Source organism: Streptomyces sp. CBMA291 (assembly GCF_014596525.1).
In the GTDB taxonomy this organism is placed as follows: Bacteria; Actinomycetota; Actinomycetes; order Streptomycetales; family Streptomycetaceae; genus Streptomyces.
Window position 1 is genome coordinate 175,485 of the sequence record NZ_MSJP01000008.1, and the last position, 14,316, is coordinate 189,800.

The window sequence follows — 14,316 nt, forward strand, 5'->3', positions numbered from 1 at the left end:
AAGGTCCCCGTACGGGTCGGGATCCAGGACCCCGTACGGGTCAGGTACCCCGTCCCTCCGGGCCTCCCCCTTCTCCCGGCCCTCCCCCGCCGGGCCCGCGAACGCCTGGGCGATGTCCAGCCAGCGATCGGCGTCGGTGCCGTGGGCGGTCAGGGCGGTGTCGGCGCGGTGGACGCGCTGGGTGACCAGGAGGCAGAAGTCGAGGGCCGGACCGGTGACCCGGTCGGCGGCGTCCTCGGGGCCGTACCCCCACGGCTCGCCGCCGGGGCCGGTGATCTCGACCCTGACCGGGCCCTCGGGCAGCGGCAGACCCCGGACGAGAAAGGCGTAGTCGCGGGCGCGGTGGCCGATCCAGGCGACGTGCCGGAGCCGGGCGGTGGGCACCCGGACCACCCCGAGGGCGTCGGCGACGTCCTGTCCGTGCGCCCAGGTCTCCATGAGCCGGGCGGTGGCCATCGCGGGGGCGCTCATCGGCGGCCCGTACCAGGGGAACCGGGTCCCGGGCGGCGCCGCGCGCAGGGCCTCCTGGAGCCGTGCGCGGCCGGTGCGCCAGTGGGCGAGCAGCTTCGCGGGCGGCAGCCCCGCGCTCTCCTCCGTGCCCTCGTCCACGAAGCGTTCGGGCGCGGCGAGGGCCTTGCGGGTCTCGGCGGCGAAGGCCTCGGCGTCGGTGGCGGCGAGGAGTGCGGCGCGGTCGGTCCAGGCGAGGTGGGCGATCTGATGGGCGACGGTCCAGCCGGGAGCGGGGGTGGGGGCCGCCCACTCCTCCTCGCTCAAGTCGGCTACGAGGCGGTCGAGTTCGTCACTCTCGTCGCGCAGGTCGTCGAGGAGGACGACGGGGTCGGACACGGGGCGCTCCCCTCGGGGGACGGGCGGTCTCGGGCCTTCGCGAGGAGCATGGCAGCGACTCCATAAACAATCAAGCGTGCTTGCTTTACTTCTTGCGGCGCCGGGCCGTCCCGTACGGGCACGCCGCGCCTGTCCCGTACGGGCACGCCGCGCCCGCCGCGCGCGGGCACGCGCCCGTACTGGCTCGCGTACCCGCCCCGTCCGCTCCCCCCTCCCCCTCCCCCTCCCCCTCCGGGTCATCCCGTAGAGGTACGCGGCACCGCCCTCGGGGCCCCCAGGGGATGACCCCGAATCGTGCCTGGCGGGGCCGACTCCGGCCCTCTCGCGCTCCTAGCGTGGTCGGCATGTCGTCGTCACTGTTCACCTTCACCCTCAAGGACTTCAGGGCCCAGCTGCGCCGTCTCGTCCTCACCGGTTCGGCCGTCGCCGTCGGGGTCGCCTTCCTCGTCCTGTCCGTCGGCGGCGCGGGCGCCCTCGTCCAGTCCTACGAGCAGTCCGCCGCCGCCGACGTCGGCGACGCGCCCGTGCAGGTCGTCCCGGTGAACGGCCCCGCCCTGCCCGCCGACGCGGCCACCCGCGCCGCCCGCGTCCCGCACGTCACAGCCGTGGCGGAGCGGCTCGTCGGCCACGCCAACGTGATCGCCCCCTCCGGGCGTCCGCTCGACGACCGGGCCCTGGTCACCTCGATCGCCGCCGAACCCGCCCTCCGCTGGCAGCGTCTCGACGAGGGGCGCTGGCCCGAGGGCCCCGGCGAGGCGGTCCTCGACCGGGAGAGCGCGGACCGGGTCGGCGCCCGCGTCGGCGGCACCGTACGTCTGACGAAGGCCGACAGCGGCACGGCGGACGTGCGGCTCACCGGTCTCCTGGACACCTCCGCCTCGAACGCCCTCGCCGGGCAGCCCGCGATCGGCGTGCCGTACGCGCGGACGACGGCATACGCGACCGACCTCCGCGCCACCCACCTGGACCTGGCCATCGCCGCGGGCTCCGACGACCTCGCCGTGGCCAGGGACGTCACGAAGACGCTCGGCGACGACACGGCCGCCTACACCCACGCCGGGGCCGTCGACCAGGCCAAACGGAGCGCCGGGACCATGTACGCGGTCGTGCTGACCGCCGCGCTCTCCTTCGTCCTCATCGCGATGGCCGTGGCCCGCATGGTCGTCACCAACACCTTCTCCGTCGTCCTCGCCCAGCGGGCCCGGCAGCTCGCCCTGCTGCGCTGCGTCGGCGCCGACCGCGACCAACTCCGCACCCTCATCCGCCGTCAGGGGCTGCTGCTCGGCGTCCTCGCCTCCGCCGCCGGGCTCGCGGCGGGCGCCGCGACCTGTGCGCTCGGGACCGCCCTGCTCGCCCTCTCCGACTCCACCGAGGGCCTCTCGCTCATGCCGGGCGGCTGGACGTTCGCGCTCGCCGGGATGTTCGGGGTGCTGCTCACGCTGTGGGCCGTACGGAAGCCCGCGAAGGCGGCGGCGGCCGTCCCGCCCGTCGCCGCGCTCGCCGCGAGCGGCGCCGCGAAGCTCCCCGAGCCGGGCCGCCGGGCGGTCCGCGAGGCCGTCTCCGTCCTGATGCTGGCCACCGGCGCCGGGCTGCTCGTCCTCGGCGCGCTCGGCGGTTCCGCGCTGTCGCTGCTCGCGGTGACGGTCGGCGCGATCCTCACCTTCTTCGCCGTCCTGCGGTACGCCCGCCACCTCCTGCCGCCCGTGGTCGGACTGCTCGGTCTGGTGCTGCGCCGCCCGTTCGGGACCGTCGGCCGGATCTCCGTACAGCAGTTGCGGGCCAACGCGGGCCGGACCGCAGCCGCTTCCTCCGCGATGCTCGTCGGCGTCACCGTCGCCGTCTCCGCGGTGACCGCGATCGGCGCCGCGAAGGGCGGGCTGGACACCATGCTGTCCAGCCGTATGCCCGCCGTCTTCGCCCTGGACACGGACACCGGACGGGTGCCCGCCGACGCGCTCGCCGCGCTGCGCGCCACCGACGGGCTCGCCGTCACCCCGGTCCGTACCCTCGCCGTCACCGTCGACGGGCGCCGGACGGTCGTCGCGGCGGCCGACCCGGCGGGGCTCAACCCGGACGCGCCGGGCATGGCGGCTGCCAGGGCCCTGAAGGACGGCGAGGCCCTCGGGTTCGCGGCCGGGTCCCGGGAGGTCACCGTCGCCGGGACCCGGCTCGCCCTCGTCCCCGGCGCCCCCGTGCTGCCGTCCTCGCTCTTCCCCGAGGCGACCCTGTACGTCACCGGCGCCACCTTCGACCGGCTCGCACCGGGCGGTACGGCCCCGGTCTCCACCGTGCTGCTCAACCCCCGGGTGGACACCGGCCACGACACGGCCCGCGCCGCCGTCGACCGGGCCCTCGTCTCGCACCCGGAGATCCGGGTCGCCGACACCGGCTCCGACGCCGAACTCATCCGGGGCACGCTCGACCGGATGATGCTCGTCGTCACCGTCCTGCTCGGCTTCTCCGTCGCCATCGCCGCGATCGGCGTGGCCGCGACCCTGATGCTCACCGTCGAGGAACGCACCCGGGAGTTCGGGATGCTCCGCGCGATCGGCCTCGCGGGCGAACAGCTGCGCCGTGTCCTGACCCTGGAGTCGGCGCTCCTCGCCCTCTCCGGCGCGCTCGCCGGGACGGTCCTCGGCCTGCTGTACGGGACGCTGGCCGCCCGCTCGATCCTCGCCGGCCACGTCTCCCCGCTCGAAGCACTCGCCTCCTCGGGCGGTACGGCCCTGATGGTCCTCGGCATCCTGACGGCCACCCTCCTCACGGGCATCGCCGCCTCGGTCCTGCCCGCCCGGCGCGTCCGGGGGATGGTGGTGGTGAACGCGCTGCGGGCGGAGTGAGGGGGGATGGGGGAGGGGGGAGGGACGGGGGTTGCGGGGGCCTGTAGGGGTGGGGCCCTGACGGGGGGCGGGACCGGGCGGGGTGCGGGACCCTGACAGGGTTCGGGCCCCTGACAGGGTGCGGGACCCTGACAGGGTTCGGGTCCCCGACAGGGTTCGGGTCCCTGACAGGGTTCGGGTCCCTGACAGGGTTCGGGTCCCTGACAGGGCACGGGGGCCGGGCGGGGGCGGAAGTCCCCTCCGCCCCTCCCCTACGGGCGTCTACGCTCCCGCCATGACGATCACCTACGAGTGGCGCGGCGGCTTCGAGAACGGCGCCGTCAACGCCCTGCACGCGGAGGGCTTCGGCCATCCGGTCCCGGACGTCGACTGGCTGACCCGGGTGCGGCGGCACAGCCTCGGCTGGGTCTGCGCGCGGGACGCCGGCGACCTCGTGGGCTTCGTCAACGTCGGGTGGGACGGCGGCGTCCACGCGTTCGTCCTCGACACCGTGGTCGCGGGCGACCACCGCAGGGCCGGGATCGGAGCCGCGCTCGTCGCCGAGGCCGTCCGGCACGCCCGCGACGCCGGATGCGACTGGCTGCACGTCGACTTCGAGGACGACCTGCGCTCCTTCTACGTCGACACCTGCGGGTTCCGGCCGACGGCGGCGGGGCTCATCGCGCTCTGAACGACGGGCTACCCGAGCGCGTTACCGGGCGTGTCATCGGGCACGTCATCGGGCACGTCATCGGATGCGTCAGCGGGCACGTCACCAGCCGGAGGTGCCGTCCGCTCCCCGCCCTCTGCCTCTGCCTCTACCTCCATCTCCGTCTCCGCCCCGTGCAGCCAAATCTCCTCAGCGGGGTCGAACTCGCTGGTGGTCATCTCCCGCGCGCGCCAGCCGAAGCCGCAGACGGCCAACGGGCCCTCGGTCAGCGGATCGAGGCCGAAACCCCGCTCGATATCGACCTCGTTGATCGCCGAGGTCACGAAGGCGCCGAGGCCGAGTTCGGTCGCGCTCAAGTACAGGGTCTGGGACAGGTGCCCGCTGTCGAGCACCAGGGCGCGGTAGGCCTTGGCGTGCCGCCGGTACTTCCAGAAGCTGCGCGCGTACCTCGGCACGAGGACCGCGAGGACGGGCGCGTCGGAGAACCAGTGCTGACCGGCCAGGGCCCGGAGCGCGAACCGGTCCAGCGGTTCGGCGGGGGCGGGCAGGGGCGTCAGAGCGTGATCGACGGGGTGGTAGTGGTAAAGACCGGGGGCGAGACCTTCGACGTTCCGCACGATCAGATACGCCTCGGTCGGGTGCAGACCGCCTCCGGAGGGCGTGTTCTTCTTCAGGAACACGGTGTCGTCGTCGACCCGCACCCGCGCCCGCGCGGCGAACACGCGTTGCAGCATGTGCGCGCAGAGCGCGAGCGGCAGGGCCCGCTCGCCGTCGAAGTTGCGGCAGGTCGCGCGCCGCGCCAGCATCGCGTCGAACGCGTTGCCCTCGACGTGCGGCAGCGGCACCCGGTCGTCCGCGTCCCCGTACTCGCGTACGTGCGGGGGCGGCGGGCCGAGCTTGCGCCGCAGGTCGGCGGCGGTGGTCAGCTCGTTGGCCTCCATGCTGACGACGCTGTCCAGCCCCTCCCAGCGGGCGAGCCGGTGCATCATCGCGGCGGGCGGCCACCAGTGCCCGGCACGCAGGACGTCATCCCGTTCACGGTGCCGCGTACGACTCTCGCCGCCATCCCTTACGGGACCGTCCGTACGGGGCCTGCCGTCGTCCCTTACGGGGTGCCCCGTACGCCCTTCGTCGCCCCGTACGGGGTCGTCCGCGTGTCCCTCCTCCTCGGCGATCACCAGGCCGCTGTCGATCAGCTCGGGCACCAGGGCCGCGTCACCGGCGTTCAGCGTGTCCGTCTCGCTCCACTCGCCAGGACTCAGCCGACCCAGCAACTCCCTCTGTTCCAGCGTTACTTCGACCTCCGCATCGAGATGCGCGGCCAAGGCCAGCCATCGTCGGGTGCGGCGCAGGCCCGCGCCTCCGGTCAGCAGTGACTCCAGGTCGAAGGCCACCTCTTCGCGAGGTTCGAGGAACAGCACGGCACAACGGCGAATACGCATCGGGATCCGTTCGGCAGACGGCGGGCGACGAATGGCGGACGACAGATGACGGACGACGGGGGTACGGATCCGGCGTGCGGAATACGGTATCGGCGATGCCCCGGACGGACTCCCGCGCCAACTGGTAGGGCGGCTATGGTTTTTACCATGCGGACACAGGTACCGGGGACCGAGAAACTGCACCTTCCGACCGATGTCATCGATCGTCTGCTCGACCTGCTGAGCACGGACGACCACTTCCGCCGACTCTTCACGGAGAACCGCCACGCGGCCCTGACCCAAGCCGGTTGCTCCCTCACCGAGGAACAGCTGCGCGCGGCCTCGCCGCTCCACTGCCTGACCGTGGAGCGACTGGCCGACAAGGAGACCATCGCCGCCGCCCACGCGGAGCTGCGCACCCACCTCATGGCCGACGCCGCCTACAACAACCCGCACCTTCTGGACGTCGGGACGACACACGCGGCACTGCGCTCCAACTGAGCCTTCACACCGACTTGTCGGAGAGAGACGCCATGCCATCGACCACACCCGACACCAAGCCGCGCATCCCGCCCCGGGTCGCCGATCGGCTGCTCGAACTGCTCGCGACCGACGACTCGTTCCGGGCACTGTTCACGGCCGACCGCCACACGGCGCTGGTCCAGGCCGGTCTCGACGCCGATCCGGCACTCCTCAAGGAGGCCGCAGAGCTGCGCTGTCTGCTCGTCGACGAACTGGCGAGCAAGAGCGACATCGCCGCCGCGCGCGAAGCCCTCACCGCGCATCTGACCTCGGACGCCAGCCACACCAACCCCCACGCCTTCGAAGCGGGGGCGATGCACGCGGTCCTGCGCACCGGCTGACCCGGGCGGTCGGCACGTGAGGGCGGGGCCGCCCCTGATGTGGCTCGGGGGCGGCCCCCGGTGCGGGCTCGGGGGCGGCCCCCGGTGCGGGCTCGGGGGCGCCCCCTGGCGCGGGCTCAGGGGCGCCCCTCGGCGCGACTCAGAGGCGTCCCCCAGCGTGACTCGGGGGCGTACACCCACACCGGACCGCCACCGGACCGCCACCGGGCCACTCCGGATCACGCGCCGCTCACGCGCCCCTCACGCCCCCGAGGGGAAGACCGTCGCCGCGTACGCCGCCGCCGCCGGAGCGGGCTGGAGGGCCGCGTGCGCCGCTATCGCGTGCAGATCGCGCCAGGCACGCTCAAGCCCGCCGCCCGAGATGAGCCCCCGGGCCCCGCCGGACCGCATGAGCCGCTCCACCGCGCCGACCAGCAGATCCACGGCCACGGCGGAATCCCGCTGGTTGAGCGCGGTGGCGAGCACCCCGGCATCACCCCCGGACCCGACACCGGACCCGACACCGGACCCGGACCCAGACCCGCCACTGACACCGACACCGGAAACGGCACCAGCACCAGCACCAGCACCAGCACCAGCAGCAGCGCCGTATCCGACCCCCGTGCCTCCGGAAGTGCCGGCCCCGCCCCACTCGTCCGCCCGGACCGCCGCCGCCCGCAGCAGCAACCAGGCCGCGTCGATCTCCGCCGCGCAGCGGGCGAGGGTCTGCTGCGCCACCGGGTCCTGGGTGAGCGGACGGCCGTCGGGGAGGCGGCGCAGGCCCGTGAGGACGGTCCACGCGTCGAGCGCGCCGCGCGCCGCACCCAGCGCGGGGGCGGCGAACAGCAGGGCGGCGACCAGCGGATACGGCACCTGGTGGCAGGGGGCGGGGGCGCGGCCGGGCTCCGCCGCCTCGCGCGCCCCGGACATCAGGGTCTCCCGCAGGAACGTGCGGCGCTCCGGCACGAAGACCGCCTCCGCCTCGTCGATCACCACACTGTGGCTGCCGGTGGCCCGCAGCCCCACCGCGTCCCAGGTCTCCTTGACCCTGACCCGCTCGCGCGGCACCGCGAGGACCCGGTAGGCGGGCGCGCCGGTCCCCGTGTGGTCGAGGGAGGCAAGCAGCACCCACTCCGCGTGCTCGATCCCGCTCGCGAACGCCCACTCCCCCGAGAGCCTCCAACCGCCGGGGACACGGGTGAGCCGCCCCGCCGGGGGAACGACCGCGGCGGCGATACGGGTGTCGGGCGAGTCGCCCCACAGGTCGCGCTGGCCCTCGGCCGGCAGATGCGCGGCGAGCCGCCCGTGGGCCGCGAGCAGCACCCCGCACCAGGCGGTGGAGGCGCAGGCGGCGCCCACCCCTGCGATGGTGTCGAGCAGTCCGGTGAAGGTCCCGGCCGTGCCGCCCCAGCGGCGGGGCACGAAGTGGCGGGCGAGCCCCGCGTCCGTCAGGGCGGCGACCACCTCGGGGTGGAGCCTGCCGGAACGCTCCGTCTCCTCGGCATGCCGGGTGGCGGCGGCGTAGACGTAACCGGCGGCGAGCGACGCGTGCACGACCGGAAAGGGAGACGAGGAGTGAGACAGGGAGGGAGGCAGGGACGAAGACGGGGAGGGAGACGGCGAGGGAGCCGGGGACAGGGGCAGCGACACGGACGGGGGCACGGACTCGAACTCGGACTCGGACTCGGACGAGGTGGCGACGTTCATGACGCGGGCTCCTTCAGTGGCGGTAGTGATGCGAGGCTGTGACAAGTAGAAAAAGATTCGGTCCGGAAGGTATTTTCTGAGAGGCCGTCATCGACTGCATGAGGGCCGGAACACTGCGACGGGAGGCGGATGCTCGGTGAGGCAACAGGACAGGGCCCGCATGACCTACGACCTGGTGATCGGAGCAGCGGCGGCCGAGTTCTCCCTGCACGGATTCGCGGGGACGAACCTGGCCGACATCACGGCCCGCACCGGACTGACCAAGGGAGCCCTCTACGGACACTTCTCCTCGAAGGCGGATCTCGCGGGTGAGCTGACCCGGTCCTTCGAATCGGGCTGGGCCGACGCCCTCGCCACCGCCGTCGAAGAGGCGGAGAAGGGGGACGCGGCACTGCCCGCCCTGCGCGGACTACTGGTCGAGCTGGCGCACCGGCTGTACAAGGACCGGCCGTTCGCCGCGGGGCTGCGTCTGGTCCTCGACGCCGCTCGCGCCGAGGAGACCGTCCCCGTCCACCTCGCCCATCTCTGCGGGGTGGTGGCTCTCCTGCTCCGGAGGGGCCAGAAGGAGGGTTCCGTCGCCGAGACCCTTCCGGCCGACCTCCTCGCCCAGCTCGTGGCCGCGTTGCTGGTCGGCGCCCCGGCCGTGGTGACGGCGACGGACGCGACCGATCCCGCAGCCCTCGTACGCGAGGTGTGGGACGTGCTCGAACCCTCGCTCGCCACCGCCTCCCGGTCGACGTGCGGAGGAACGGCCGGACGGTAGAACGCGAACGGCTCGGCGTACGGACGGAAGACGTACGACGGGAAGGACGCGCGCGGGAAAGACGTACCAGGGATTCGGACCCCGTGGCCCCCGTGGCGGCGGGGTCTTCCCCTAGGGGTACGGGACGTGGAGCGCGGAGCGCGGGGAAGGCGTCGGCCGGGCCGGTGGGGCGGCAGCCGGAAGACGGCGGCTCCGGGTCGAGGTCGCGGGCGGCTCCCCCGGGCGCGAGGGCTCCCCAGGAGGGGGCTCCCCGGGCGGCGGGGCGGCGGCGGCGAACCTCAGGCCGCCTGCGGCTCTCTCACCCGACGGCTCACCGCGACGGCGGAGGGCACGGACACGGAGACGGTCACCGACACCGGGACGGAGGCCGACACGGGGACGGAAGCCGACACGCGAGAGGCCGATGCGGAAGCGCGTACGGACGGACACACGGGCAGAGCCACCGCGGCCACCGGCGAGACGGAGACGATCGGCACGGACACGACGGGCGCGGAAGCCATGACGGGCACGGTCGCCGCGACGGATCCAGCGGCCACGGCAGACACAGCGGACACACCAAACCCGGCAGCCACAACAGGCACGGTCGCCGCGATGGTTCCGGCAGCCACGGCGAGCACAGTCGACATGACAGGCCCAGCAGCCACGACAGGCGCAGTCGACACGACAGCCTCGGCGGCCACGACGGACACAGGCGCCCCGGCGGCCACGGCAGGCACAGGCGCCCCGGCGGCCACGACAGCCCCGGCGGGCCTGGTCGCCCCGGCGGGCCCGGTCGCCCCGGCGGTCTTCGGTCCGGGGAGTCTGCCCCAGGTGGCCAGTTCGGCGGCGGTGGCGGAGGCGAGGTCTTCGCCCACCAGGACCGGGTGGCCGACCGCGCGCAGCAGCGGCAGGTCGCTTTCGTCGTCCGCGTAGGCGTGGCAGTGCTCGGGATCGAGGCCGAAGGCCGTCATGATCCGGCGGGCGGCTTCCGCCTTGGCCTCGCCGATCATCGGCGCGCCGATCAGTTCCCCGGTGAGACGTCCCTCCGAGGTGACCTCGGGGACGGAGCAGACCACCAGGTCCGCGCCGACCTCGGTGGCCAGCGGGTCCAGACAGGCGGAGAAGGCGCCGGAGACGAGGACGACGAGGTCGCCGGCGCGTGCGTGGCGGCGCAGTGCCTCGTGTACGGGGGTGTGGAAGAGGCCGTCCGTGCGGGCCGTGGCGTACCAGGCGCGGCCGGTGACCTCCAGCTCGTCGAGACGGCTGTCGGCGAGGAAGCGGTAGAAGGAACGATTCACCTGCTCCCGTGGCGTCCCCGCGCGGATCTGGTCCTGGAGCGAGGCCTGTGCCGTGGCGAGCCGTCGGGCCGCTCGCTCGTCATGCCCCCAGAACCGGGCGAGGAGGCCGGCCATGCTCTTGCAGGTGATCAGGGTCTCGTCGACGTCGAAGAAGGCGGCCCGGACGGGAGCGAGGCTCATGCTCTTCCCCCACTGCCGCTCACCCGGACCTTGCCCAGCCGCTTCGCGACCAGCCGTCCGCCGCCTTCCGTCGCGCCACCGCCCAGCGGCGCGCCGCCGCCGACCGGCGTACCGCCGCCGATGGGTGCGCCCCCTCCGACGGTCGACGCGCCCCTGCCGACCGACGAGGCGCCGAGCGCCGCTCCCGCACCCAGGGGGGTGCCGCCGCCCAGGGGCGTACGGCCGCCCAGGGGCACGGCCCGCCGGGGCCTCTTCCGCTCACGGAGCACCGGGTCGGCGATCTCGTCCTGGGCGGTGTCGACCAGGTCCAGGATGCGTTCCGCGAGGGGCCTCAACCGGACGCCCGCCGGGGTGAGTTCCACCGAGCGGTTGCCGCGCCGCTGGAAGAGCGGGGCTCCCATGTCCTCTTCCAGGCCCTTGATCTGCGCGGTCACGGCGGGCTGGGAGTAGTGCAGGTTGTGGGCCGCGCGGGTGAAGCTGAGCTCTCGGGCCACCTCGCGGAAGGCCCGTAAGTGCTGGAGTTCCATCGTCTGCCTTTCTTGCCTCGGTTGCTGCTGCGTGGGTGGTGCGTACGCGCCGGGCCGTCGGGCGGGTCAGCCGGCGCGGCGCGCCAGGCCCGTCGCGAGGACGCGTTCGCCCTGCGTGGCCGAGAGGCGGATCCGGCCGTCGCCGGTCGGCGTGGCGTCGATGGTCACGGCCTCGGAAAGCTCGCCGAAGACGGCGAAGTCGGCGTCCAGGGAGAGCAGGGCGCCGTGGGCGCCGTCCGGGAAGTCCAGGAGGTCCGCGGGGGCCTCTCCGTCCGTTCCGCAGGGTCTGCCGGTGCGGAGGGCCGCCTGCCGGAAGGCCTCCAGGAGGAGCATCCCGGGCACGTGGTCCGAGGGGTGCTCGAAGTAGCCGGGGTGCGTGGTGTCGACGTGCAGCCGCCACTCGCGGGCACCGGCCGCCCCGCTGCCCTTCCCGGACAAGGGGCGGAGCACGCCCCGGCCTTCGGCGGGCGGGACGGGCGAGCCGGTCGCGGGGGCGGGCGTCCCGGTCCCCGCGCTGCGTCCGCGCTGCCGGAGGCGGGCGTACCGTACTCCGTCGATCACCGTCACCGAGGCGGAGGCGCGGGCGCACTCCCGGCCCGCGACCTCGATCACCATGTCGAAACGGGCGTCGAAGCGGCGCGGGTTGCGCGGTCCCTCCGGGGTCACGACCTTCACGTCGAGGACCACCGGGAGCGGGCCCGCGCCGACGCGGAGGGCGGCCGGGTCGCCGATGCGCAGGGACAGCGCCTTGAAGATGAAGTGGTGGCCGAGAGGCACGTCGTGGTGGCGGTGGCTCAGGAAGATCCCGGCCTGCCGGACGACCTCGACGAGGAGCATGAAGTCGGCCTGCCCGGTCCCCTCCGGGCGGTAGAGCGCGTGGTTGCGGGGAAGTTGGGCGCCGACGAGGAAGCGGTCGCCGCCCGCCATGACGGAGTCGGTGAGGAAGACCTCCGTCACGGAGGCGCGGTGCACGAGCCGTCGTGAGACAGTGCGGTCGTAGCCGATCCCCTGCTTGGCCTCGCGTATCAGGGCCTCACGGGACTTCAGCGCCGTCAGAGGCCCCAGGGGCTCAAGAGGATCGAGAGATTCGAGCGGCTCAAGGGACTCCAAGCGCTCAAGAGGCTCAAGAGGCAATACGTTCTGAAGCACACCGGTGGACATCAGTTCCCCCCTCAGGATGAGTCAGCACGGTGACGAGGAACCTTCGCAGCCCCTCGGCAGCAAGAAATATACCTTCGAGAATGTATATTGCAAGGCGTTGGAACGAGAGAGGCGGACAGCATGGCGACACTCAGAAGCGAGCCGAAGCAGGAACGCGCCCGGCGAACGAAGGTCCACATCCTCCGGTCGGCGGCCGAACTCTTCGCCGAGCGCGGGTACGCGACCGTGACCCTCCAGGACGTGGCCGAACGGGCCGAGATGACCAAGGGAGCGGTGTACTTCCACTACACGAACAAGGAGGCACTCGCGGTCGCCGTCGTACAGGAGCACTACGCGCGCTGGCCCGAGATCCTCAAGGGCGCCGAGGGCACCCACGAGGAGCCCTTCGACACGCTCACCGCCGTGCTCGACACCGTCACGCGGGCCTTCTCCCGGGACATCGTCGTCCAGGCGGGGGCCCGGCTCCAGATCGAGCGGGCCCTCATCGACGCGGAGCTTCCCGAGCCGTACGTCGGCTGGGAGGACTACCTCGGACGGCTGATCACGGAAGCCCGGGACGCGGGCCAACTGCGGGCCGGAGTGGAACCGCGCGCCGCCGCCCGGGTCCTGGTCGCCGCCTTCTTCGGCATGCAGCACATCTCCGACGTCCTCAGCAGGCGCAAGGACCTGCCCGAGCGGTACGAGGAACTGCGCACCGTGCTCCTCGATGGGATGCGCTGCTGACCGGCCGCGTATCAACCACGAGGGACGGGAAACGGCGTGGCCCCCCACCGGTGGTGGGAGGCCACGCCGTAGGCGTTTCAGGGACGCTCGGCGGATCCGCGAGGGATCAGGAGCGGGTGCCCGAAGCGACGGGCGCCGGGGCCGAAGCGGAACCGGAAGCGGAGGTGGAGGTGGAGACGGTGGGGGCCGGGGAGGCGGCCGGGGCGGGAGCCGGGGCCGGGGTCGCCTTGGCCGCGATCCGGCGCAGGTAGAGGTTGTTGAAGACCAGCGCCGCCGCGGTGAGCGCGGCACCGACGATCTGGACGCCCGCCGGGACGACACCGGTCAGGGCGGAGATCACGAAGGCGGTCACCGGGACGACGTCCATGAAGAGGACACCGTTGAGCGGGCCGAGGTAGCGGTTGCCGAAGTTCCAGCCGAGGACGCCGACGAAGCCGGCGATGATGCTCATGTAGGCGAGCTGGGGAAGGATCGAGCCGACCGCGTGCGCCGTCGGGACCGGGACACCGCCCGCGGCGAGGATGATCGCGGTGATCACGGTGGCGCTGGCGAGACCGAGGACCGTGGTGATCGCGGTGTACTTGATCGGGGACCAGCCCGGGAAGAAGCCCGCGCCCGAGGTGTAGACGACCCAGCACAGGGCGGCGAAGAGCAGCAGCGCGTCGGCGCCCGCCTCCCTCGGGGAGGAGATCAGCGAGCCGATGTCACCGTTGGAGACGACCAGGATGGTGCCGACGAAGGACATCGCGATGAAGGCGAGCGAGAACTTCGGCGGAACGACCTTGCGCAGCACCCAGTTCACCAGGAAGCCCATCATGGGCATGGTGGCCATCATGATCGAGGCGTTGAGCGCGCCCCGCTCGCCGATCAGGTCCTGGCCGAAGAAGACGAGGAACTGGAAGCCCGCGAATCCGGCGGTGCCGAACAGCCAGGCCAGGCCGATGCGTTCGCCCTTGAGACGCAGCCCCGCCCGTCCCTCCCGCATCCGGAGGAAGACCAGGAACATCGCACCGGCGATGGTGTAGCGCATGACCGTGAAGGTGAACGGGTCGATGTGCTGGAGGGTGGAGTCCATCAGGGGGAACATCGCGCCCCAGGACACCGTGGCCAGGAGGCAGAGGAGGACGCCTCGCGTGTACGTGTTCTGACTGTTCATGACTCTTCCTGTCAGGCCTGAGCCGGCTGGGAGTTGGGGGAGGTACGGGAAGTCGTGCGGGGAGGCACGGGAAGGGTGTGCGGGGAGGCACAGGGGTGGTTCGGGGTGTTACGGGGGGGGTGGTGCGGGGACGGTGCGGTGGCGGTACGGGGGGGGTGACGGACCGGGACCGGAAGGCGGTCCGGGGGCCGGGGGCCGGGGTGGACGTCCGCCCGGGGGTGCGG

General features: G+C 73.2%; 12 protein-coding genes and 1 pseudogene. 6 read left to right on the forward strand and 7 right to left on the reverse strand.

Features of this window, described 5'->3' with window-relative positions:
- Nucleotides 1-75: 75 nt before the first annotated feature.
- Nucleotides 76-846: pseudogene (locus BU197_RS02140) on the reverse strand (TIGR03084 family metal-binding protein); the annotation flags it as partial.
- Nucleotides 847-1,190: 344 nt separating this feature from the next.
- On the opposite strand from BU197_RS02140, the gene BU197_RS02145 reads away from it, so the two are divergent.
- Entirely contained in the window at nt 1,191-3,686 is a 2,496-nt protein-coding gene (locus BU197_RS02145) for an FtsX-like permease family protein (RefSeq protein WP_188266415.1), read from the forward strand.
- Nucleotides 3,687-3,960: 274 nt separating this feature from the next.
- Nucleotides 3,961-4,356, forward strand: a complete 396-nt coding sequence (locus tag BU197_RS02150) for a GNAT family N-acetyltransferase (protein ID WP_188266416.1) — start codon at nt 3,961-3,963, stop codon at nt 4,354-4,356.
- Nucleotides 4,357-4,364: 8 nt separating this feature from the next.
- Here the strand turns inward: BU197_RS02150 and BU197_RS02155 are convergent, their stop codons facing one another.
- On the reverse strand, nt 4,365-5,777 hold the full coding sequence (locus BU197_RS02155; RefSeq protein WP_188266417.1) for a putative peptide maturation dehydrogenase: 1,413 nt from the start codon (nt 5,775-5,777) through the stop codon (nt 4,365-4,367).
- A gap of 147 nt (nt 5,778-5,924) precedes the next feature.
- Between BU197_RS02155 and BU197_RS02160 the strand changes: the two genes are divergently transcribed.
- Both BU197_RS02160 and BU197_RS02165 read left to right on the forward strand, forming a co-directional pair.
- A complete protein-coding gene (locus BU197_RS02160) occupies nt 5,925-6,257 on the forward strand; it encodes an NHLP-related RiPP peptide (RefSeq protein WP_188266418.1) in 333 nt (110 codons plus the stop codon).
- Between the two features lie 32 nt (nt 6,258-6,289).
- Complete coding sequence (locus tag BU197_RS02165; RefSeq protein ID WP_188266419.1) at nt 6,290-6,619, forward strand: NHLP-related RiPP peptide; 330 nt, start codon at nt 6,290-6,292, stop codon at nt 6,617-6,619.
- Nucleotides 6,620-6,859: 240 nt separating this feature from the next.
- Here BU197_RS02165 and BU197_RS31185 read toward each other — a convergent pair whose 3' ends face one another.
- Nucleotides 6,860-8,152: an acyl-CoA dehydrogenase family protein gene (locus tag BU197_RS31185; protein ID WP_317452078.1), complete on the reverse strand. Its 1,293-nt coding sequence runs from the start codon at nt 8,150-8,152 to the stop codon at nt 6,860-6,862.
- A 313-nt stretch (nt 8,153-8,465) separates the two neighbouring features.
- On the opposite strand from BU197_RS31185, the gene BU197_RS02175 reads away from it, so the two are divergent.
- On the forward strand, nt 8,466-9,068 hold the full coding sequence (locus tag BU197_RS02175) for a TetR family transcriptional regulator (RefSeq protein WP_188266421.1): 603 nt from the start codon (nt 8,466-8,468) through the stop codon (nt 9,066-9,068).
- A gap of 278 nt (nt 9,069-9,346) precedes the next feature.
- On the opposite strand, the gene BU197_RS02180 is transcribed toward BU197_RS02175, so the two are convergent.
- From BU197_RS02180 to BU197_RS02190, 3 genes are all read right to left on the reverse strand, one after another.
- Nucleotides 9,347-10,525 (reverse strand): HAD family hydrolase, encoded by a 1,179-nt coding sequence (locus tag BU197_RS02180; protein ID WP_188266422.1) that lies wholly within the window; start codon nt 10,523-10,525, stop codon nt 9,347-9,349.
- Nucleotides 10,522-11,052 carry a LysR family transcriptional regulator gene (locus BU197_RS30160; protein WP_223182767.1) on the reverse strand — a complete coding sequence of 177 codons (531 nt, stop codon included), beginning with the start codon at nt 11,050-11,052 and terminating at the stop codon, nt 10,522-10,524. The genes BU197_RS02180 and BU197_RS30160 overlap by 4 nt, the downstream gene beginning before the upstream one ends.
- Nucleotides 11,053-11,118: 66 nt before the next feature.
- Nucleotides 11,119-12,213 carry a ScbA/BarX family gamma-butyrolactone biosynthesis protein gene (locus BU197_RS02190; RefSeq protein ID WP_188266423.1) on the reverse strand — a complete coding sequence of 365 codons (1,095 nt, stop codon included), beginning with the start codon at nt 12,211-12,213 and terminating at the stop codon, nt 11,119-11,121.
- Nucleotides 12,214-12,333: 120 nt separating this feature from the next.
- Here BU197_RS02190 and BU197_RS02195 point away from each other — a divergent pair, with 120 nt between their 5' ends.
- Nucleotides 12,334-12,936: a ScbR family autoregulator-binding transcription factor gene (locus BU197_RS02195; RefSeq protein WP_188266424.1), complete on the forward strand. Its 603-nt coding sequence runs from the start codon at nt 12,334-12,336 to the stop codon at nt 12,934-12,936.
- 106 nt (nt 12,937-13,042) lie between these two features.
- Here the strand turns inward: BU197_RS02195 and BU197_RS02200 are convergent, their stop codons facing one another.
- Complete coding sequence (locus BU197_RS02200; protein WP_188266425.1) at nt 13,043-14,092, reverse strand: DMT family transporter; 1,050 nt, start codon at nt 14,090-14,092, stop codon at nt 13,043-13,045.
- Between the last annotated feature and the right edge of the window lie 224 nt (nt 14,093-14,316).

What these genes read in the sequence shown, in the direction of transcription:
- BU197_RS02145 (WP_188266415.1), top strand. Translation starts at nt 1,191, where the DNA reads ATGTCGTCGTCACTGTTCACCTTCACCCTCAAGGACTTCAGGGCCCAG.
- BU197_RS02150 (WP_188266416.1), top strand. Translation starts at nt 3,961, where the DNA reads ATGACGATCACCTACGAGTGGCGCGGCGGCTTCGAGAACGGCGCCGTC.
- BU197_RS02155 (WP_188266417.1), bottom strand. Translation starts at nt 5,777, where the DNA reads ATGCGTATTCGCCGTTGTGCCGTGCTGTTCCTCGAACCTCGCGAAGAG.
- BU197_RS02160 (WP_188266418.1), top strand. Translation starts at nt 5,925, where the DNA reads ATGCGGACACAGGTACCGGGGACCGAGAAACTGCACCTTCCGACCGAT.
- BU197_RS02165 (WP_188266419.1), top strand. Translation starts at nt 6,290, where the DNA reads ATGCCATCGACCACACCCGACACCAAGCCGCGCATCCCGCCCCGGGTC.
- BU197_RS02175 (WP_188266421.1), top strand. Translation starts at nt 8,466, where the DNA reads ATGACCTACGACCTGGTGATCGGAGCAGCGGCGGCCGAGTTCTCCCTG.
- BU197_RS02180 (WP_188266422.1), bottom strand. Translation starts at nt 10,525, where the DNA reads ATGAGCCTCGCTCCCGTCCGGGCCGCCTTCTTCGACGTCGACGAGACC.
- BU197_RS30160 (WP_223182767.1), bottom strand. Translation starts at nt 11,052, where the DNA reads ATGGAACTCCAGCACTTACGGGCCTTCCGCGAGGTGGCCCGAGAGCTC.
- BU197_RS02190 (WP_188266423.1), bottom strand. Translation starts at nt 12,213, where the DNA reads ATGTCCACCGGTGTGCTTCAGAACGTATTGCCTCTTGAGCCTCTTGAG.
- BU197_RS02195 (WP_188266424.1), top strand. Translation starts at nt 12,334, where the DNA reads ATGGCGACACTCAGAAGCGAGCCGAAGCAGGAACGCGCCCGGCGAACG.
- BU197_RS02200 (WP_188266425.1), bottom strand. Translation starts at nt 14,092, where the DNA reads ATGAACAGTCAGAACACGTACACGCGAGGCGTCCTCCTCTGCCTCCTG.